Source organism: Desulfovectis peckii, from assembly GCF_055391705.1.
Genome location: NZ_AP042409.1, coordinates 743057 through 763768, shown reverse-complemented (window position 1 = coordinate 763768; position 20712 = coordinate 743057). Strand labels below are relative to the sequence as shown.

Annotated in this window: 21 protein-coding genes; 4 read left to right on the top strand and 17 right to left on the bottom strand. The window is 45.1% G+C overall.

The features are described 5' to 3' along the window. Positions 1–222 precede the first annotated feature (222 nt). Positions 223–831, top strand: a complete 609-nt coding sequence (locus ACZ5NG_RS03835; RefSeq protein ID WP_464252679.1) for a MarR family winged helix-turn-helix transcriptional regulator — start codon at positions 223–225, stop codon at positions 829–831. On the opposite strand, the gene ACZ5NG_RS03830 is transcribed toward ACZ5NG_RS03835, so the two are convergent. From ACZ5NG_RS03830 to aroA, 13 genes are all read right to left on the bottom strand, one after another. Then, positions 800–1849 (bottom strand): NAD(P)H-dependent glycerol-3-phosphate dehydrogenase, encoded by a 1050-nt coding sequence (locus ACZ5NG_RS03830; protein WP_464252678.1) that lies wholly within the window; start codon positions 1847–1849, stop codon positions 800–802. The two genes, ACZ5NG_RS03835 and ACZ5NG_RS03830, sit on opposite strands and share 32 nt — an antisense overlap. 19 nt (positions 1850–1868) lie before the next feature. Further along, complete coding sequence (plsY, locus tag ACZ5NG_RS03825) at positions 1869–2462, bottom strand: glycerol-3-phosphate 1-O-acyltransferase PlsY (protein WP_464252677.1); 594 nt, start codon at positions 2460–2462, stop codon at positions 1869–1871. Between the two features lie 18 nt (positions 2463–2480). Then, positions 2481–3806, bottom strand: a complete 1326-nt coding sequence (gene der, locus ACZ5NG_RS03820) for a ribosome biogenesis GTPase Der (RefSeq protein ID WP_464252676.1) — start codon at positions 3804–3806, stop codon at positions 2481–2483. A 73-nt stretch (positions 3807–3879) separates the two neighbouring features. Continuing rightward, entirely contained in the window at positions 3880–5184 is a 1305-nt protein-coding gene (locus ACZ5NG_RS03815; RefSeq protein ID WP_464252675.1) for a DUF512 domain-containing protein, read from the bottom strand. Positions 5185–5244: 60 nt separating this feature from the next. Continuing rightward, complete coding sequence (locus ACZ5NG_RS03810; RefSeq protein ID WP_464252674.1) at positions 5245–5436, bottom strand: capping complex subunit for YIEGIA; 192 nt, start codon at positions 5434–5436, stop codon at positions 5245–5247. 20 nt (positions 5437–5456) lie between these two features. Continuing rightward, positions 5457–6368, bottom strand: coding sequence for a YIEGIA family protein (locus tag ACZ5NG_RS03805; RefSeq protein WP_464252673.1), 912 nt, complete (start codon positions 6366–6368; stop codon positions 5457–5459). Positions 6369–6383: 15 nt separating this feature from the next. Next, a complete protein-coding gene (spoIIP, locus tag ACZ5NG_RS03800; protein WP_464252672.1) occupies positions 6384–7646 on the bottom strand; it encodes a stage II sporulation protein P in 1263 nt (420 codons plus the stop codon). Continuing rightward, on the bottom strand, positions 7633–8511 hold the full coding sequence (locus ACZ5NG_RS03795) for a DUF1614 domain-containing protein (RefSeq protein ID WP_464252671.1): 879 nt from the start codon (positions 8509–8511) through the stop codon (positions 7633–7635). Before ACZ5NG_RS03795 ends, spoIIP (ACZ5NG_RS03800) begins: the two co-directional genes overlap by 14 nt. Positions 8512–8586: 75 nt before the next feature. Continuing rightward, positions 8587–9897 carry a stage II sporulation protein P gene (gene spoIIP / locus ACZ5NG_RS03790; protein WP_464252670.1) on the bottom strand — a complete coding sequence of 437 codons (1311 nt, stop codon included), beginning with the start codon at positions 9895–9897 and terminating at the stop codon, positions 8587–8589. A 91-nt stretch (positions 9898–9988) separates the two neighbouring features. Further along, positions 9989–12019, bottom strand: a complete 2031-nt coding sequence (locus tag ACZ5NG_RS03785) for a bifunctional 4-hydroxy-3-methylbut-2-enyl diphosphate reductase/30S ribosomal protein S1 (protein ID WP_464252669.1) — start codon at positions 12017–12019, stop codon at positions 9989–9991. Positions 12020–12029: 10 nt separating this feature from the next. Then, complete coding sequence (locus ACZ5NG_RS03780) at positions 12030–12620, bottom strand: lysophospholipid acyltransferase family protein (protein WP_464252668.1); 591 nt, start codon at positions 12618–12620, stop codon at positions 12030–12032. Beyond that, the gene (cmk, locus tag ACZ5NG_RS03775; protein WP_464252667.1) at positions 12620–13309 is read right to left on the bottom strand and encodes a (d)CMP kinase; all 690 of its coding nucleotides are present in this window, start codon (positions 13307–13309) and stop codon (positions 12620–12622) included. Before cmk ends, ACZ5NG_RS03780 begins: the two co-directional genes overlap by 1 nt. A 147-nt stretch (positions 13310–13456) precedes the next feature. Continuing rightward, positions 13457–14743: a 3-phosphoshikimate 1-carboxyvinyltransferase gene (gene aroA, locus ACZ5NG_RS03770; protein ID WP_464252666.1), complete on the bottom strand. Its 1287-nt coding sequence runs from the start codon at positions 14741–14743 to the stop codon at positions 13457–13459. Between the two features lie 188 nt (positions 14744–14931). Here aroA and ACZ5NG_RS03765 point away from each other — a divergent pair, with 188 nt between their 5' ends. Continuing rightward, entirely contained in the window at positions 14932–16062 is a 1131-nt protein-coding gene (locus tag ACZ5NG_RS03765; protein WP_464253103.1) for a pyridoxal phosphate-dependent aminotransferase, read from the top strand. 399 nt (positions 16063–16461) lie between these two features. Here ACZ5NG_RS03765 and ACZ5NG_RS03760 read toward each other — a convergent pair whose 3' ends face one another. Further along, a complete protein-coding gene (locus tag ACZ5NG_RS03760) occupies positions 16462–17832 on the bottom strand; it encodes an MATE family efflux transporter (protein ID WP_464252665.1) in 1371 nt (456 codons plus the stop codon). A 133-nt stretch (positions 17833–17965) separates the two neighbouring features. Here ACZ5NG_RS03760 and ACZ5NG_RS03755 point away from each other — a divergent pair, with 133 nt between their 5' ends. After that, on the top strand, positions 17966–18550 hold the full coding sequence (locus ACZ5NG_RS03755) for a CBS domain-containing protein (protein ID WP_464252664.1): 585 nt from the start codon (positions 17966–17968) through the stop codon (positions 18548–18550). Positions 18551–18568: 18 nt separating this feature from the next. Here ACZ5NG_RS03755 and aroF read toward each other — a convergent pair whose 3' ends face one another. Next, on the bottom strand, positions 18569–19372 hold the full coding sequence (gene aroF, locus ACZ5NG_RS03750; protein WP_464252663.1) for a 3-deoxy-7-phosphoheptulonate synthase: 804 nt from the start codon (positions 19370–19372) through the stop codon (positions 18569–18571). A gap of 143 nt (positions 19373–19515) precedes the next feature. On the opposite strand from aroF, the gene ACZ5NG_RS03745 reads away from it, so the two are divergent. After that, complete coding sequence (locus tag ACZ5NG_RS03745) at positions 19516–19839, top strand: hypothetical protein (protein ID WP_464252662.1); 324 nt, start codon at positions 19516–19518, stop codon at positions 19837–19839. Here the strand turns inward: ACZ5NG_RS03745 and aroH are convergent. Both aroH and ACZ5NG_RS03735 read right to left on the bottom strand, forming a co-directional pair. Then, complete coding sequence (aroH, locus tag ACZ5NG_RS03740; RefSeq protein ID WP_464252661.1) at positions 19836–20210, bottom strand: chorismate mutase; 375 nt, start codon at positions 20208–20210, stop codon at positions 19836–19838. The genes ACZ5NG_RS03745 and aroH overlap by 4 nt on opposite strands. Positions 20211–20223: 13 nt before the next feature. Continuing rightward, the gene (locus ACZ5NG_RS03735) at positions 20224–20652 is read right to left on the bottom strand and encodes a HutP family protein (protein ID WP_464252660.1); all 429 of its coding nucleotides are present in this window, start codon (positions 20650–20652) and stop codon (positions 20224–20226) included. Between the last annotated feature and the right edge of the window lie 60 nt (positions 20653–20712).

The following is a 20712-nucleotide window of genomic DNA, read 5'->3' as shown; positions in this document are numbered from 1 at the left end:
TAATTTTTATAAATCACTGATTAATTTTATGATTCAAAGTAGTAAAAAAATGACAGAAAAATAACTTTTTTTCTGCCATTTTATCTTCCATATTGTGGAACATTATTTGACTTAATCCCATAGACTAAAGGAAAAAACAGACTGTCAAAAAAGAGCGCCTTTTGGCAAAAAATTTTTTTTGCCGGGCACTTGTTTAAACATTTTATTGCAGAGGTGGTTATTTTGAAACGCAACGACAACTCCCAGCTAAGCCCAGGCAAAAGCGATAACGAAAAAAAATTAACCGCACCCCGTTCCAAGCAATCGGTGGTGAAAGCTTTGTTAAAACAGCATCCCTGCGCTGATGACCCAATGTTGGCTCAACGAATGCAATTGATCATGTATCTTAGGCGTCTGTACCACAGCCTGGATGTTTTGTGGGAAAAAGAACTAAGCCAGTTTAACCTCACTCCGGCTCAATTAATCAGTTTGTTAACAATCATTGCCAATGAGGGATTGTCGATGAGTAAGTTAGCAGATCTTTGCCTGTGGAATCGCTCAACCGCCAGTCGCATTGCCCGTTCACTATATAAAAAAGATTTAATTTCCATTACACCGGTGGACGGCAAGACTTCGGCCTTACACGCCACCGCTCAAGGCCAAAATCTTGCCGCCCGGTATATATCAAAAGAGGCCGGAGAGTTTAAACACAGTCTGATGCTAATCGCTGAAGAAGCAAAAAATTGTCAAGAAGTACAGCAATGGTTAAAAAATTGCGTACAACAGCTGCTCGGTGAAGAGGCAGTTGATTACGTGGAATCTAGCAGCCGGCTTTTGGAGGATTCCACTTAACAAGGGCAACCTCTTCCAGCTCCGGTTTACTGCTTCGTCCCATTAAATCCATCACCGCTTCCCGAGGCGGATAGTTTTCATATAGTACTTTGTAGGTATGTTCGGTAATCGGCATCTCTATGTTCAGCCGGGCGGCCAGCGTTTTGGCCGCCTTGGTGGTTCTTACTCCTTCTACCACCATTTGTACGCTGCTTAATGCTTGTTCTAAAGTTTTACCCTTGCCGATTTCAATCCCTGCCCGTCGGTTGCGGCTGTGCATGCTGGTGCAGGTAACAATTAAATCCCCCAGCCCGGATAAACCGGCAAAGGTTAAGGGCATTGCCCCCATGGCCACCCCTAAACGGGTTATTTCCGCCAGTCCCCGGGTCATTAAGGCCGCTTTGGTATTATCCCCAAACTGCAAACCGTCAGCAATACCGGTAGCCAAAGCAATAATGTTTTTCAGTGCCCCGCCTAACTCTACGCCTACCACATCAGGGTTGGTATAAATTCTCATCACGTTAGACGTAAATAAATCCTGCACATATTCCGCCCGCCCCATGTTTTTAGAAGCGGCAACGATAGCGGTAGGTATGCTTAAGCCAACCTCTTCCGCATGACTGGGACCGGATAAAACAACGTAACGGTTTAGTTGCTCGCTGCCGGCTTCTTCGCTAAACACCTCAGACATCCGTTTTAAGCTGTCCTCTTCAATCCCTTTGGCTGCATTGATGATGACAGCATTTTCCGGTAATGACGGTAATGTTTTAACTAAAGTTTCCCGAAAAGCATGCGAAGGCACACTGTATAAAACCGCATCTGCCTCGGCCAGCACCGTCGGTAAGTCAGTGCTTGCCGTGAGGTTTTTCGGTAAGTTTACTCCCGGCAGATAACGAATGTTTTCCCGCTGTTCATTTATGGTGTTAACAATGTTTTCATTGCGGGCCCACATCTTTACGTTATATCCTTTGTTTGCCAATTGTATCGCCAGTGCCGTTCCCCAACTTCCCGCCCCAATTACCGCAACTGTTTTTTTCAATTGTCATCCCTCCCGGCGATCATTTTTTATGTCCTACTTTAAATTCTGTCCCGTTAATAAGCCGTCGAATGTTGGAACGATGTTTATAAATAGCAAAGCTAACGGCTAACAGGGCAAATATCTGATACGGCAAATCCATATCCAGCAGATAAAAGCTTATCGGTATGCTGATTGCCGCCATAATTGAGCTAAGGGAAACATAGCGAAACAGCGCTAAGAACAGCAAGAAAACTGCCAGTGCTATCAGCCCGGACAGTGGGGAAAAGGCAAATATTACCCCGCCTCCGGTAGCAATAATTTTGCCTCCTTTAAATTTTAAGAACAGAGGAAAACTATGCCCTAAAATCGCCCCTACTGCGGCAGCTATTTCCGCCTCTGTGCCGCCAAAATAATAGCGGGCGATTAAAACCGGTATCACACCTTTAGCGGCATCAGCAATCAATACCAATATACCGGCGGTACGGCCTAAAGTTCGCCAAACATTGGTGGCACCGATATTGCCGCTGCCATATTGGCGAATGTCAATGCCTTTCCATAGGCGGGCTACAATGTAGCCCGTCGGTATCGAGCCTAATAAATACCCAATTAATAAGGTAATTACTATACTTGCCAATTCTGCTTCCCCCACAGGTTACTCCTCTTCAGTGCGTTTACGGAAAACAAAACGGATTGGTGTTCCTTCAAAACCGTAAGCAGAACGGAAATAGTTTTCCAAATAACGCCTATAAGAGAAGTGTATTAATTCCGGATCATTGACAAAGAAAATAAATGTCGGCGGAGCAACACCGCTCTGCACGGCATAAAGAAATTTTAGACGTCTGCCCTTATCGGTAGGCGGCGGATTTTGCATAACGGCTTCGCGTACCAGCTGATTTAAACTGCTGGTAGCAATGCGCAGGTTATGCTGTTCGATGACATAATCTACTAATTCTAATACTCTGGGTACTCTTTTTTTGGTTAAGGCTGATATATAGACGGTGGGAGCATACTGCACAAAGCCCAGCTGCTCTCTGATCTCTTCATTGTAACGCAGCATGGTTTTCTCGTCTTTCTCAATTAAGTCCCATTTGTTGATCACCAAAATAATGGCGCGACCTTTTTCTTCTGCATATCCCACAATCTTTTTATCTTGCTCGGTAACCCCGTCTACCGCATCGATAACCATTAAAACCACATCGGAACGATCCACTGCCCTTAGTGCCCTAATTACACTGTAGCGTTCCGTTGGCTCTTCAATGCGCTTTCGTCGGCGCATGCCGGCAGTGTCAATAAGTACATAATGTTTGCCGTCACGTTCAATAAAAGTATCAATCGCATCTCGGGTGGTTCCCGGTATATTGCTGACAATAACCCTTTCCTCGCCGCAAATGGCATTAACCAGGGTAGATTTGCCCACATTAGGGCGACCAATGACCGCAATTTTAATTGCATCCTGATCGTATTCCTCTTCTACCGGCGGAGGTAATAATTCCACCACTTTATCCAGCAGTTCACCGGTATTCATCCCTTCGGCGGCGGAAATCGGTATCGGTTCGCCTAAGCCCAGTTCATAAAAATCATAATAGGGTATTTTCACGGCATCAAAATGCTCTACTTTATTGACTGTCAGGATCACCGGTTTATTCGTGCGCCGCAGTACCGCAGCAACATCAACATCGGTAGGGTTCACCCCTGCTCGTCCGTCTACTACAAACAAAATCAAATCAGCTTCTTTGATGGCCAGTTCAGCCTGCCGCCTGACATGAGCAGTAAAATCATCAATATCGCTAAATTCAATGCCACCGGTATCTACAAGGGTAAATTCCCGCCCGTTCCAATCAGTATCGTGATACAACCGGTCGCGGGTCACACCGGGCTCATCTTCTACTATCGCCACCCGCTTCTTAATGATTCGATTAAACAGGGTAGATTTGCCGACATTAGGTCGACCGACGATTGCTACAATAGGCTTCGGCAAATCAATTCACGCCCTTTCTATTTAAAGTTTAATTATTCTAAAGTTTATACAAAAAAGCTCCTGTTTTAACCCTCTATTGCAGTGCTTTCAGCAGCCCGTAGGGGCTGTCTATCGGCAATATTTTTACCTTTAACTCTTTCGCCAACTCATCAACTGTTATATCATCTAAAAAAACATCTTCTTTTTGATCTTTCAGCATCACTTCAGGAATGAGCAGCAGATCTCCTAAGTCGCGGCCACGCAAATGTTGCCGCAAATCACTGCCGGTTAGCAATCCGGCCACGGTTACCGTTTCTCCGAAAAACCGATGGGGTACACAATAAAGTTCAGCGGTCAGCCCTTCAATTTGGTTTAATCTGTCCGCTACGGTTTTTATAATTTTATAAGCAGAAGAACCGGTCACCAGCGAAACTTTCTTCGCCGGGCAAATCTTTGTTGGCAGCCTTTTCTCCACATCCGCCCATTGATCGAGAAATAACCTCACAAGCCCCACACCGTTTTCCGTCTGTGGGTAGTCGGCATAGTATTCATCGGGGGGAATGGGCAGCTTTGCTTCAATATAAAATTCATCTGCGGCAAAAACAAAGGGGTAGTTAAACTTAGCGCGAAACTCCCGCTGCCACCCGTCTATCTGTTTTACTACCGCCAGGGCCTCATCTTGGTTAAATACACGCAACGGCGCTAAACCTTCCCGGTATTTGGTCAGCCCCACCGGTACTACTGCCAACGATCTGACTTGCGGCCAAAAGCCGGCCAAATCCCGCACCGTACGTTCCAGTTCCGCGCCGTCATTTATTCCCGGACATAACACCACCTGCGTATGCATCTCAATGCCGGCTTCACTTAAAGCGGTGAGCTGCCGCATAATATTGGCGGCTTTGGGATTAGCCATCATCTTGCGGCGCAGTTCGGGGTTGGTGGTATGTACCGATATATACAGCGGACTTAAACGCTGCTTAATGATGCGCTCCAACTCCTGATCTGTGACATTGGTTAAAGTAATAAAGCTGGCATGCAAAAACGAGGTGCGGTAATCGTCATCCTTTACATACAAAGATTGGCGCATATTAGGTGCCATTTGATCTACAAAGCAAAAAAGGCACTTATTCCTACATCTTTTTAACCCACCTAAAGTATCAGTGCCAAAATCCAAACCCAGATCTTCATCGTAATCTTTTTCTATTTCCATTAACCATTCCTCACCGGCAGCGGTTACCAGTTTTAGCGTTAAATCTTCGTCTGCGGTAAGAAATCGGTAATCAATAATATCCCGCACTTTTTCACCGTTAATTTCTAAAATTCTGTCCCCGGGCACAATGCCCAACTCTGCTGCAATGCTGTTTGGTTTAACCTCGCAAACTTTAAGTCCCTTAAACATAAGAACCCCCATTTTATTACTTCATAAATTATCTAATACCTGGGAAATTTAGTCAAGCTTTTAGTGTTTAACTATGATTAGTGTATTGGGCGTCACTTCATGCACCATCCCATCTAAAATATTAGCCAAGCTGATCGCCTTACTTTGTAATTCATCGGTATTTTGAACATAAAAAATCGGCATTCCACCGCCCACCTCACTGGGTTCGGTGGTAATAGCCGCTAAAATCATTCCGGTAATTTCGACAGACATTTCCTGCACCTCTTTTTTGTTTAATCTGCAGCATAGCGACCTGCCCTAGCTGCTAAAGGCTTGCTGTAAGCGGTTTCTAATACCGGCGTGCGATTTACCGCTTCAATCAAAGCGTTGATATCCCTTTCAACCGGCATGATATACATCGCCACCGCCCCCGTATCGGGGTTTTTGCGTAAAACAGGGCTGAATTCCGGTATGTCTACATCCTTTTTGGTGCCTAAAATGACACCGGCAGTATGGGCTATTACCTGGCGCTGACCGGGGTCGTGAATTGTTGCCCGGGCATTGTCGTCTTTAGGATGAATCATCACGCCTAAGCCTTCTTTTAAAATTTTCTCCCGGCGGCTTTTTAAACCAACATTAATTATATTAACATCTTCAATATACAAAGTGGGCCCTTCAAAGCGCAACTTAACCGGTTTTACTACACACAAGTCCCCGATGACTTTGCCGGTCATATACTTGCGGCTGATGACTAAAGCAATAAAACCCACGACCGCTCCGATATACCAGTCAATTCCGGTGCTCAGGCCGATTTGCGTAGCCAGGGCGGTAATAAAAGCGGTAATCATTACTAAATAATTGCGCCCTTCAAAAGTACGGGCAATGCCTTCAATATAGTCCTTGCCACGCTCAATGAGTTCCGACTCCTCCAAGCTTTCCAGTGTGTTTCTTTCTTGGGTGCGAATTTCCCGAAACTGCTGCGCTGCCAATGCCAAAAAAGTAAAAGCGGCAAAATCTTTTTCCAAGATGGCCGGAACGGCCACTGCCCCTAGGGCGGAAGCAATAAACCCTAGGGACATGTGCACAATGTAGCCGTGGGGGTAACCGGGATACTGCCGGTAATCAACCCGCAGCAGGATAAACCTCGTCAGTGTGCCAAAAAAGGTACCTACGGCAATTACCAATATATGGCCATGCAGTTCCACAATTGTTACCCCCAGTTAGTCATTTCTGATTTCGTCTCCGGTATCTTCATCGTCAATTTTATCCTGTAATGACCGTTTTTGGCCTACCTTAATTTCTTTCTTGCGAGCCGGGGCCAAAAAACCGGTCATTTCTTTACCGATACCGCCTAATTTTTCAACCGCTCCTTTAAAACTGCCGGTGCTGATTAACAGAAATGCACCGCCACCTAACAGTAAAGCCCCTAAAATCCAGGCTACCGTTTTCCAGCCACCCCGTGCCCCGGCGTCACTGCCGGTTTCCGCACCGGGTCCGCCCGGTGTTGGCCCGCCGGTGGCCCCCAGTACTACCGGCACTGCATCAGCCAACAAAGCTATCCCTTCCTCAGCCAGCTCACGAGGATTGGTATGGGTGCCGGCTTCTATGAGCAGTGCCGTGGACATTAAATCTTGGTTATAGTTCCCCTTGCCAACAAAAATTTCTTTAATGATGCCGGGATGCTCTTTATTCGCATAAGCCATTAACCGCTTGGCAAAATCCATATTGGAAGACATTTTCGGGTTTTGTTTGCCTACTACCAGGCGAAGTTGGGCCACATCCCTTCCGCTGATATTCTCACTATAATAGCTAGGATCAGGTATGCCGTCACGGTGCACATCAAACATGGCAATCGGGTTTTGTTTCATCAATTCGGTGGCTGTACGCCGCGAGCGCATATAAGCATTATTGTCGTGCGGATCGTGTTTGTTATCGTTATAGATCACATTTAACCCTTTGTTTTTCAGTCCTTCAGCAAAATGCTTACCAACTTCTAAAATTCCCCCGTTAAAAGGCTTTGATTCGGTGCCTTCCGTAGGCACATAAGACTCATCGGTATGGGTTTGATAGATTGCCACCGGACGATCTTTCCACTCTTTAGTTGCCACCGGCACTTCTGTCAAGTTATTAAAATAATCAACCCAGGCTAAATACTCTTTATCTGCACCCAACAGTTTAGCCGTTGCTCTGCTACCATCCACTTTCTTCACTTCGTAGTGACGTCCGTCCGGTTTTATCACCTGATCGCCTACACCCACATTACTGGCCATTTTAGTAATCAGCGCACCGCTTTCGTCAAATATCTCCATTGTACGGCCGACAGTATGATCGACAAAGTCATCGGCGTCGGCCTTGACCAGCGCTGTCGGACTTAAAGCCGGCTTGACCGGCAGGGAAAAATCTGTTGCCGCTAAAAACGTAAGCACAGCACCGACGCTCAGCATTACTGCCGCCAGTGTAAACCTATAGTTATTTTTTTTCACGGCCCTCACCCCCAATACCGGTATCTTCCTCAATAGTTTCAACTATTTCTTCCCCGCGAAAAAGATCGCCTTTTTCCGCCGGAGTAGGTATCCGCTCATTAACATCCATTTCCCCCATTTCCATAGTCAGCGGCGATTCATTGCGTCTTTCCTCTGTTTCTTTATCGCTGCGGTTCACCTCCGGTTTGCGCAAGCCGGCCAACAGTTCTTTCGGGCGGCCTTCGCTTTCCGGTCCTCCCTGCAGACGTTCCCGCAGTTCTCCAAATATGTCGGCTAAAAGTACGGCTACAATACCGGACAATACCGTAACATCAAAGGCCCCTGCACCGCCGATAGCTACCGTGCCCCCGACGGCACCGCTCCGTACCAGCCAAATAAAATGAAATACGTCTACCAAAACGACACCTAAAGTTGCCGCCACAAATGCAGATCGGCGGGAGCGCCCGGCTAAGTATCCGGTTATACCGGCAGCCAGCGGAAACAAGTAAATTGAATCTATCACTGCGAACCGGCCTCCGGGCTCAGGTAAACCGCTCATTAGCCATGAGCCTAAATAATACACCACCAACCCGGTAATGGCAGTGGCTACTAAAGCCCGCACCCATTCTTTGGTGGTACCTGCTTTCGCCAAAAGGTAAACGGCTAAAGCAATCGGAATCAGCCCACCGCCCACGTTTATTGAAGCTCTAATCCCGGCGATTGGCAACGGAATGGTGATAAAACTGCCGATAATCATGGCCACAATTATGGCCAACGCCGCTTTATCACTGAGCCGCATGCGATCCAAAACCCGTTGGGCCAGTCCGAAATAAATTAAGAAAGATACAATAATTAAAGCTATTAAACCAAAAGGAAATTGGGTCATTATTCTGCCTCCTCATTTGGTATACTTTTCATCTCTGTAGACTAACCTGATAAGAAAATATTTATGCCTTTAAAGTTAATCTTTCTTTTTTTTATTTTTTAACGGTTTAGCAGCCGGTGTTGCTGCTACAAAGCGGTTTAAGCCTTTAATCAACCGGCCTCTATTCCCCGCTGTCTTTGGAAAAAACTTATGCACTCTCATATTGAGGCTGTGCATTGCTTTAGCCGTTCTTTCTTTCACTGCCGCCACTGTGGGTAAGTTTAATATTTTTTGCGCTTGACTAGCGGCATTTTCTACAACTTTTTCTAAACGGCCGGTGCTGATCAGGAAAAATGCCAACGCAGCCAGTGCTGTAAGGCTAATTAAAGACAGCGCCGTTCTCCAAGCACTTTGCTCGTGACCTTTTACCGGGGCAGCCGCCGCCCCTTCTGCCTTTTTACCGTCTACCCCGGTTAAACCCAGCACCACCGGCACCACATCGGCAAAGATAGCGATTCCCTTTTGGCATTCCTCCAGCGTGTTGGTATAAGTACCTACCTCTAAAAGTATTGCCGTGGAAAGCAAATCCTGATTGTAGTTTCCCTTGCCCATATACAAATCTTTAACAATACCGGGGTACTGCTGCTCGGCGTAAGCCATCAACCTTTTGGCAAAATCAGTATTGGCTTCATATTTTGGGTTTTGTCGGCCGACCACCAGGCGAATTTTTGCTATCTGTTCACCGTTAACATTTGCCTGATATTGCGTCGGATCGGGAACGCCGTCCCGATGCAGATCAAATAATGCAATCGGATTATTTCTTAATATGCCGCTGGCCGTACGGCGGGAACGCATATAAGCGGTGTTGTTGTGCGGATCATGAGGAGTTTTATAATATAAAACATTAACTTTATGTTTTTGCAGCTTGTCTGCAAAAACTTCACCCACTTGGTAAATATCACCGTCAAAGGCTTCCAATGCCTGACCGCTGGTGGGCAAGTATGACTCGGCAGTGTGGGTGTGATAAATGCCTACCGGCCGCTTTTTAAATTCTTCTATATCGGCAACCGGAACGGCGGTTTCTTTAAAGTAAGCTACCCATGAAAGATAATCTTTATCCCGTCCCAATAGTTTGGCTATGGCTTGATTTTTGTTAACACGCGTCACCCGATAATGCCGGCCGTCAGGCAGAATAATTTCATCGCCACGGTAAACTTGGCGTGAAGTGGTGGTAATCAATTCACCGTTTTTATCAACCACTTCATAACTGTGCCCCACCGAATGGTCATTTTCTTTAATAGTAAGTAGTGCTGTCGGACTCCAACTACCGCCCGCCAGAGACACTGACGGAAAATACAAACTGACTATTAATGAAATGCAAATGATCAGCGACAGCAGTTTTTTCATTGTCAGCCTCCTAAACCATTTTCCGGGAAAATAAAAAAATCCCAAGGTTAATACCTTGGGATTTATCTTTTGCTAAAATCTCAATAGATATTTATTGATTGTCTTTAAGCATTTTGGTTAATTCTTCCGGCATAACTTCGCCGAGGTTAATGCCAATACCCTCAGATTCCTCATGGGTTTGTGCCGGTTGGGGTTTTGGTTGCTGCTTTTTCGGCTGACGTTTGGCGTTGTCTTTATTAACCTCACGGATAGAGAGGCGAATTCTCTTTTGCTCCGGATCTACCGACAGCACCTTTGCCTTAATTTCTTCTCCTTCAGAAACTATATCTTCCGGTTTTTCTACATGATGATCGGCTAGGTGAGAAATATGCACCAAACCTTCTACACCCGGTTCAAGCTCAACAAAGGCACCAAAGGGAGCCAAGCGAACTACTTTAGCGGTAACAATATCACCTACCGGGTATTTTTCAACTACATTATCCCAGGGGTTGGGTAAAAGCTGCTTTAAGCCCAGTGATATTTTTTCATTTTCTTTATCTACTTTCAGTACCTTCACTTCAACTTCATCGCCCACATTAACAACCTCTGACGGGTGATTAATGCGGTACCAAGCCATTTCAGAAATATGCAGTAAACCGTCAGCCCCACCGATATCAATAAAGGCGCCGAAATCTGTCAGACGGCGTACCACACCTTTAACGGTTTGACCTTCTTCTAAGGTGTTAAACAGCTCTTCCCGTGCCTTAGCCCTTTCCTCTTCTAAAACAACTTTACGGTTGAGAATTACTTTGCGCTTGCTTTTGTCCATTTCAATTACTTTTGCCTTTATTGTTTTATTTACATACTGGGTGAGATCTTCTACATAGCCGATTTCCACCAGTGATGCCGGCAAAAATGCCCGCACACCTACGTCTACCAACAGTCCGCCTTTAACGGCTTCCCGAACAACTCCTTCAACTACGGTACCCTTTTCCATCGCTTCTTCCAGTTTACCCCAGTTTTTGGCAACATCTACTCGTACTTTAGAAAGAATTGTTTTGCCTTCTTCATCTTCACCCTTGATAACCTCAACCTCTATTTCATCGCCAACCTTAACCACATCTTGGGGGTCGGCCTGGTAACTGGTCAACTCTCTCTTGGGAATAACCCCTTCAGATTTTGCTCCAACGTCAACTAAAACCTCATCCTGATTAACTTGCACAACTGTTCCTTTTACCACTTCGCCGGGCTGCAGATTTCTTATTTCTACTGCTCCCTCCATGCCCTGTCCTTGCATTTCCATAGTTTCACCTAATTCATTCATCCTACACTTTACCTCCTCAATAACCCAGTCCGGTGTAGATGCACCGGCTGTTAATCCGGCTCGTTTAACCCCCTTAAACCACTCAGGTTTTAATTCAGACGCATTTTCTACCTGGTAAGTAGGTGTGCCGGTTTGTCGACATATTTGGGTAAGCTTAGCGGTATTAGCACTGTTTGCTCCCCCTACCACTACCACCACATCTACTTGTTCTGCCAGCTCCCGCGCTGCTTTTTGACGCTGCCCGGTAGCGTGACAGATGGTATTATACGCCTTTACTTCAAACCCTTTTAGTTGTAGGGTACGAACCACGTGATCAAAATTTTCAACAGGTTGGGTAGTTTGTGCCAACACACCAACCCTGCCATTGCCTGTAACCTTTTCTGCTTGTTCGGCATTTTCCACTACCAACGCCTTGCCGCCCGTCCAGCCCACAATCCCCCGGACTTCAGGGTGGTGAGGGTTACCAACCACAACAACCTGATAACCTTCTTCGGTAAGTTTTTTTGCCAACTGCTGCGCTTTACTCACAAAAGGGCAGGTGGCATCTAATATATTATGTCCATACTGACGGGCTTCTTCCAAAATATCGGGACTTACACCGTGAGATCGGATAATTAAATCCCCCGGATCTCCGTCAGAAACATTATCTATACTTTTAACGCCTTTTTGGCTTAGTTTCTTCACTACCTGCGGATTGTGGATAATCGGACCCAATGTGTAAATCGGCCCGCTTTTTTCATTGACAGCCTTTTCCGCAATATCAATTGCCCGTTTTACACCAAAACAAAAACCTGCCTTTGGCGCCACCAATATTTCCAAAAAAATCACCTCAAGCTGACTTATCCCCAATAAGACGGGAAATTTCAAGCATTACTTGATTTATATAGTTTTCTAAATCCTGACGCTGGGGTTTGTTATCGGTTACTTTCGGCAGCGGCACGGGCTTACCGATTTGTACCGTTACTTTTCCACAAAAACCCCGTGCCCCAATAAGGGCAATGGGCACAATCGGTACACCTGCTTTAAAGGCAATTAATGCTGTCCCTAAATGCGGTTTCAGCAGTTCCCCGGTGGAGCTGCGGGTTCCCTCCGGAAACACCCCCAGCACATTCCCGGCTTTTAATACCTCTGTTGCCTGCCGCAGCGCACGGCGATCAGATTTGTCCCGGTGAACGGGAAAAGCATGCAGTTTGCGAATCAGCAAACCCAACAGAGGTATATCAAAAAGTTCTGCTTTAGCCATAAAATGTATCCGACGATTAATAGCACAGCCGATGATTACCGGATCCCAATAACTGGTGTGATTGGCCGCTGCAATTACTCCGCCTTCGGCAGGAAAGTTTTCTAAACCAGTAACTTTCCAGCGGCGCAAGATGAATAAAACTATCCGACAAACAGCCCTGGCGAAATCATAAAACATTAATTAAAACCTCCAAAACCTTTGTCGGCAATATGTTTTTTGAGCAGCTCAACCACCTGATTAATTGTCATCCCGGTAGTATCGACAATAATTGCATCGGCTGCCGGCACCAAAGGATCAACACTGCGATTGCGATCTATCTCATCTCGCTCTGATAACTCTTTAATTAGTTTATCCAGCGGCACTTGATAGCCCTGCCGGGCTAAATCCAACTGCCGCCTTTTAGCTCTTTCTTCTATGGTAGCGGTTAAAAAAAACTTAACTTCTGCATTAGGCAAAACCCTGGTACCTATATCACGGCCATCCATAATTACCCTGCCTTTTGCCGCCATTTGCTGCTGTCGGCTGACCAGGTGTTTTCTTACCTCAGGCACTTTAGCCACATAGGATACATGCTGTGATACTTCCGGATGCCTAATTTCCTTAGTCACATCTTGCTGATCTAATTTTACCCGATAGTTTCCGTCATTATCATAAAATAAATCTATCTGGCTTTCTTTGGCCAATTTCGCCAATAAAGCTTGGTTATTAAAATCATATTTTAATCGCAAAGCTTTTAATGTAATGGCTCGATACATACTGCCGGAATCTATGTATAATAAATCCAATTCTTTGGCTAATAATTTGGCAATGGTACTTTTACCGGCCCCGGCCGGACCGTCAATAGCCACATTAAAATTAGGTTTCATATTATCCCTCGTAATAAAAACTCAATTATTATTATCTATTGTTTAAGTCAAAATTTAAAACAAAAACATCCAAAACATATTATAAGTTCGACATATCACAGAAAATTCCTTTTTTTATACAACAGAAAGGAAAAAAACCTACAGCTATTATTCTACAACAATAGATTTTAATGCATCGACAAAGCCCGGAAAAGATATATCCATAATCTCCGCCCCATGCACGGTAGTTTGGCCTTCGGCCACTAAGCCCGCTATAGTCATAGCCATTGCTATGCGGTGATCACCGTAACTGTGACAAACAGCACCGGTCAATTTTCGGCCTCCTTCGATAATCATGCCGTCCGGTTTTTCTTCAATTTTCACACCGAATTTTGCCAGTTCTGCCGCCGTGGCGGCAATGCGGTCGGTTTCTTTTACCCGCAGTTCGGCAGCATCCTTGATTACCGTTCTACCGCGAGCTACCGCTGCCGCTACTGCCAGTACCGGTAGTTCGTCAATCAGCCGGGGGATTATCTCGCCCCCAATCACGGTACCGGTAAGTTCACCCCCCTGCACCCGGATATCCCCAACGGGTTCACCCCCTTCGGTCCGCTGGCGGGATACGGTAATATTCGCCCCCATTTCTTTCAACACATCGATAATGCCGTTTCGGGTGGGGTTCAACCCCACATCTTTAATTGTTAAATCAGAGTCGGGCATTATTGCCGCCGCCACCAGAAAAAAGGCAGCGGATGAAATGTCTCCGGGAACAAAAACTCGCCGTCCCGTCAATACCGGACAGCCTTCAATCGCCACGGTATGATTAACCACTTCCACCCGGGCGCCGAAATTTTTCAGCATGCGTTCGGTATGATCCCGGGAAAGTGCCGGTTCTTCTACCACCGTTGTGCCGTTGGCAAATAAACCGGCGAAAAGTATCGCTGATTTTACTTGGGCACTTGCTACCGGTGAATGATAGTGAATCGGCTTTAATTTGGCGCCGGTTACACTTAGAGGCAGTAGTGAGCTATTTTTTCTGCCCATAAAAGAAGCTCCCATTTGCATCAGCGGTTTTACCACCCGCTCCATCGGACGGCGGCGCAGCGAACTGTCTCCGGTTAATACACTAAAAAAAGGTTGGCCGGCCAAAATGCCTAACATTAAGCGGGCTGTCGTGCCGGAATTGCCGCAGTTTAGTACATCTTCCGGTTCCACTAAGCCCTTTAGCCCTTTACCGTAAACGGTAATTACCCCGTGTTCATTGTTTATTTCTATCCCCATTGACTGAAAACATTTGATCGTGGCCAGGCAATCCTCTCCGGTTAAAAAATTGTGAATTTCTGTTTTCCCTTGTGCCAATGCTCCCAACATTACCGCCCGATGGGATATTGATTTATCACCGGGTACTGTTAATACTCCCTTTACCCCGGATATCTTTTTAACGGTTAATTCCATAATTTACTTCCTTTCATTTGGTATAATACTGAATAATAACATATTTTGCTTATTTAATTGCGCTTATTTTTCTACTAATATACAATATTATTATTAAAGTTACTAAGTTTAGGTAGGGGTTGATATTTTTGAAGGTAATTGCGGATAAAATTGAGCAATCTTTATCCAAGTCATCCTGGATTCGTAAAATGTTTGAAGAAGGTGACCGACTGCGTAAAATTTACGGCGCAGAAAACGTATTTGATTTTTCTTTAGGTAATCCCTTTGTTGAACCACCGAAAAAGTTTCACGAAGAATTAAAAAAACTGGCTGAAAATCCGATACCGGGAATGCACCGCTACATGAGCAATGCCGGATATCCGGAAACAAGACAGGCAATAGCGGATGTAATTGCAGAAGACAGTGGGCTTCCGGTAACGGCAGATCATGTGGTCATGACGGTTGGTGCCGGCGGCGGTTTAAATGTCGTGCTGAAAGCTATTTTAAATCCCGGCGATGAAGTTATTGCCCTGGCACCCTATTTTGTAGAATACGGCTTTTATGTGGACAATCACGGCGGGGTGCTGCGTGAAGTAAGCACCGACGAAAAATTTATGCCGGATATAACGGCGTTAAGCAAAGCAATTAACGCCAAAACCCGGGCGATCATTATTAACTCACCCAATAACCCGACCGGTGTAGTCTACCCCGCTGAAATACTGGCTGAAATAGGACAATTAATCAACAGCAAATCAGAAGAATACGGTCGGCCTATTTATGTAATTTCCGATGAACCCTACGCCAAAATTGCTTATGACTTAGAAGTGCCTAACGTATTTAAATACATCGACAATGCCATTATTGTTACTTCTCACAGTAAGGATTTAGCCCTGCCCGGCGAGCGCATCGGCTATGCTGCCGCCAGCCCTAAAATTAAGCAGGTAGACTTACTGGTCAACGCCATGATCTTCAGCAACCGCATTTTGGGTTATGTAAACGCTCCGGCCTTAATGCAGCGGTTAGTTGCCGGTCTGCAAAGAGAAAGTGTGGATATTGATGCCTACCGGGAAAAGAGAGATTTATTTTATAACAGCTTGGTGGAACTGGGCTTTGAAGTGGTTAAGCCCCAAGGTGCATTTTACCTGTTTCCCAAATCCCCGCTGCCTGATGACGTAGAGTTTGCCAACACCGCTGTAAAATATAACATTTTAGTGGTACCGGGCACCGGTTTTGGCAAACCCGGATACTTCCGCGTATCCTACTGCATAGATAAAAAAGTAATTAAAAATTCCCTGCCGGCATGGCGCAAACTGGCAGAAGAATTAGGCTTAATAAAATAAAAAAGCTGCTGCACATTTGCAGCAGCTTTTTTGCCCAAAAAACAGGGTCACGTCACTTGACCGTTCCGTCTGCGATAACAGGGCGGAAGGGTCAAGACCCTTCTCTGCATTTTATCGATTTACCGTTCAGCGTAAGGGAAGAAAAGCATGTCGCCCTTTTCGCAAATGCAGCGTTTCTTTGCCGCCAAGGCTTTTGACCTTATGCTTTCGATTAGTCGGCTTAATTCAAAGGACATTGCTAACAGGGGATTAGTATCGAGGACTGTTTTGAACCACAGGCCGCATATCACACCCGGAGGCGGCGGAGCTCATTAAATTGTAAGCGTCAACTAACTGTTTGCATAGGTCAAATGCCTTGGCGTCCTTTATCGCAGTTGTGTTTGGACCGGTAGGGCGTTATTACCGTTGCCCTTCTACCGTTGCCGGCTTTGCTTGGGGTTTTAAATTCCTCATTTCCATAGACAACCATATTACGGTAATGACAGCAGAAACCATGTCAGAAATCGGCAGGGCGTAAAGTACGCCGTCTAAGCCATAGAAGCGCGGTAAAATAATCAACAACGGTACTAAAATAAGCAACTGCCTGGTCAGCCCTAAAAACATCGCTTGTTTTGGTTTGCCCACCGCTTGGAAATAACTGGAACCGACAATTTGTATGCCAATAACCGGCAGAACTAAAAAAGTAATGTATATCGCATGAACACCAAAGTTAATTAACTCCTGATCTTTATTGTTAAACATTGCGATTAACGTAGACGGAAATAACATTGCCAACACGTAACCAATAGTGATAATAACTGTCGCCACAATAATGGCCAGCTTTAGTGTATCTTTTACCCGACGATAATTTTGGGCGCCGAAATTAAAGCCGATAATCGGCTGAGCACCTTGGTTGATACCGAATACCGGCATCAGCATTAAAGTGACAATGCTGTTAATAATACCCATTCCGGCAACAGCCACATCACCGCCGTATGTGTTTAAGCCGTTATTCATAACCGCATTCAACAAACTGGCTGCCAACTGCATGGCAAATGATGCGGAACCAATAGCAAAAATTCTTTTTACAGTAGCCAATTGTAAGCGCAAGTTGACGCGCCGCAGTTTTAAACTGCTTTGACCGCTGTAAAAGTAATACATCACCCAAACTGCCGTCACCATTTGTGACATCACGGTCGAATATGCCGCTCCTCTAATTCCTAAATCAAAAACAAAAATAAAGATGGGATCACCGATGGTATTTAACACCGCACCAATGATCATGGTATACATCGCCATTTTGGGATTGCCTTCGGCCCGGATAAAATTATTCATGCCAAAACCGATAAACATGAATATCGAGCCCAGTATAATAATGCGCATGTAATCGCAGGCATAAGGCAAAACCGTGTCGCTGGCGCCAAAAAGTATCAGCATGGGTTCCAGCAATACTAAGCCGACAAATGTGGTCAGCAGGGCAATCAAGATTAGCAATACAAAGGCATTGCCCATAATTCCCTCTGCTTCTGCTTTTTTGTTCTCGCCTAACTTAATGGAAATTAAAGAAGTGGCCCCAAAGCCAATGAGCATAGCAAAAGCCATAGTAATAATGGCAACCGGAAAACCAATGGTGATGCCGGCAATACCTAAAGCGCCCACCCCATGGCCGACAAAAATACGGTCCACAACATTGTACAGGGCGTTAACCAACATGCCGATTACTGCCGGTACAGAAAACCTAAGTAAAAGTTTAGGTATATTTTCTTCTGCCAGTTGTTTTGTGCGATCCATTATTAAACCCCTTCTAACTAATAAATAACTGTCATAAAAACTTGACCTTTGGCCTAACCTTTGCAAAAACTAAGTATATATAGTAAATTAATATAGTATTATAAAATTTTACCAATAAAATAAAGAGGTGTTTTTGTTGCACGACCAATTGGTTAAAGAAGTAATGGTTCCAATAAAAGACTATCCGCAAATAAACATGAACGCCTCTATAGGCGAAGCAATAAAAATTTTTAGAAAAAAATTTGTTACTAACAGTGAAAATGGCCGGGCATATATTAGTCACAAGCCTATAATTGTTTTGGACGGTTATGGAAAAACAGTAGGTATTTTGACAATACGCTCGCTGTTAAAAGCCATTGATGCCGAAGCAAATAAAAAAAATACCTTTTCTCCCCTTCTTTTATGGGCATCGTTTTTTAAGAAACATAAAACTAATGAACATCAGAATGTTCATATAAAAGATATTATGCGCAGTGTAGACTACGCTTACATATATGAAAATGAACCGGTTACAAAAGCAGTGAATATTATTTTAACCAAGCATGTTAATTCACTGCCGGTAGTAGAAAATCCGAAAATTTGTGAGTTAACACAGGGTGAATATCCCCCTGAGCACCTAAAAGTTGTCGGCATCATTCGTACTATTGACATTTTTGCCGTAATAAGTGATTTATTGGAATGGGATGATAACATTATCACTTTTCCGGCTTATAAATAAATACCTTGATAACGCCGATCATATTTTTTCCAGTGCGCGCACCTTCTTTAACAACAATGCCAGTTCATCCGGAGTGATCGATTGTTGCCCGTCAGACAAAGCCTTATTCGGCTCAGGGTGTACTTCAATGATCAACCCGTCCACGCCTGCGGCCACTGCTGCCAGTGCCGTGGGTAGAACCAACTCTCTTCTGCCGGTGGCATGACTGGGATCCACCAAAACCGGAAGATGCGACAGTCTTTTTACCGCAGCCGCGGCGGCAATGTCTAAAGTGTTCCGGGTATAGGTTTCAAAGGTGCGAATCCCCCGTTCACATAAAATTACCTGTTTATTTCCCTCATTAACAATATACTCTGCAGCCAACAGCCATTCTTCAATAGTAGCGGCCAACCCCCGCTTTAGCAGCACCGGTTTATTGCCCCGACCGACCTCACGCAGCAAGGCATAGTTTTGCATGTTGCGGCTGCCAACTTGAATGATGTCGGCGTATTGGTAAACCAGTTCGTAATCTCTGACATCCAAAAGTTCGGTTACCACCGGCAGACCGGTTAAATGTCCCGCCTCACTTAAGATACGCAGTCCCTCCGGACCGAGACCTTGAAAAGAATAAGGTGAACTACGGGGCTTAAAGGCACCACCGCGCAACGCATTAACACCCATCTCTTTTAATACTTGAGCAAGGGATAGCATCATTTCTCGGCCTTCCACCGCACAAGGGCCGGCAATGATAAATTTATTGCCTCCCCCAACAACGGCGTTGTTCAGCTTAATCACAGTGTCCGTAGCTTGATATTCACGACTGACCAAAGGATAAGTTGACAATTTGCGGCACCTCCTACCCCGTTATTCATTATAACACCGGTGTGTAGTTTAAAGACAACTGTTTATTAGTTTCATAATTATTTATCACCAATTGAGCCAAATTCCATATTGTGGTAATAAATGTAAGTCAAGAAGGTGTAACTATGTTTAAGCTTCGTTTAAGAAAAAAGCCAAAACCGATACCGGCTATTCAAGAAGATCACGCCGAACTGCAGCTTGAGGATGTCAACGTTAAGCTGAGCCGCAAGCTAAATTTACTTATTCCGCATGAAATAACCGTGGTAATTCCCCGGGTAGAACTGCGTGATCGTCAATATGTTAATGGCAAATTGATAGCAGAAAAAGAGAGAATCTATAACAGCATAACCATCGTCCACGCCCCCAGACACCCTCAGGAAAATTTACCGCCGCCAAATCCGCCGAAAAACCCCACCTTTAGATTAACAAAACCTAAGGATTGCCCTTAGGTTTTTGTTAAGTCCGGTCTTAAGTTTTTGGCCTCTCTTAAATAAATGTGCTTAATTTCCTGCCGGCTTTTGGTTGTGTTTACATGTAACAGCACCCTGATGCAGTAAGGCAGGCTTCCGGGCACATCCATCTCCTGCATACACATTAAAGGTATAAAGGACCAGCCGATCTCCCGCGCCGCTTTAGCCGGATAAGCAGCATTGAGATCTTTAGTGGCGGTAAAAATCACACTGATAATATCTTCCGGTTGCAGAGCATTTTGCTCAACGATCTGCCGTAAAAGCTCTTTTGTTGCCTCACTGATTGCTTCCGGGGAATTTTCTTCCACGGTTATTGCCCCGCGTATTGCTCTGATACAAGTATCTGCCATGGTGTGCTCACCCTTAAGAAGGTACTGCCCGATGCCCGATGCCGATAGCCACTTCATCTAAATGCAACATACCAACGCCGAAAAACATCGCCACAATTACATGGTCGCCTTCCCGGGCAATACCGATTTTACCGCCCAAATTTAAACCGACTGCTTTGGGCATCACCATTGCCAACGCTTCTCTGGTAGCTCCGGCAACCGCACCTTCCTCAACGTGGGTATCCTTTATTACCCCTTCCCGCTTGGCTGCCACTACCGCTCTTTCTATAATTTTACCTATTGAACTGATAAAATCTCCGCCGTAATCTACGGCTGCGGTATAAATGCCCTCTTGGGCATACCTGGCTTTAAAATTTCTTTCCTCTTCTCTGGATTCAGTAAGAGCCATTTCCAAAGCAACCTTTGCCACTTTTCTGCTTCCCTTTAAGGGGCTTTTGCTCATACCCCATAACACCTCGCAAATTAAAATGCACTCCATCCTCAGGGAGTGCTGAAACTAATT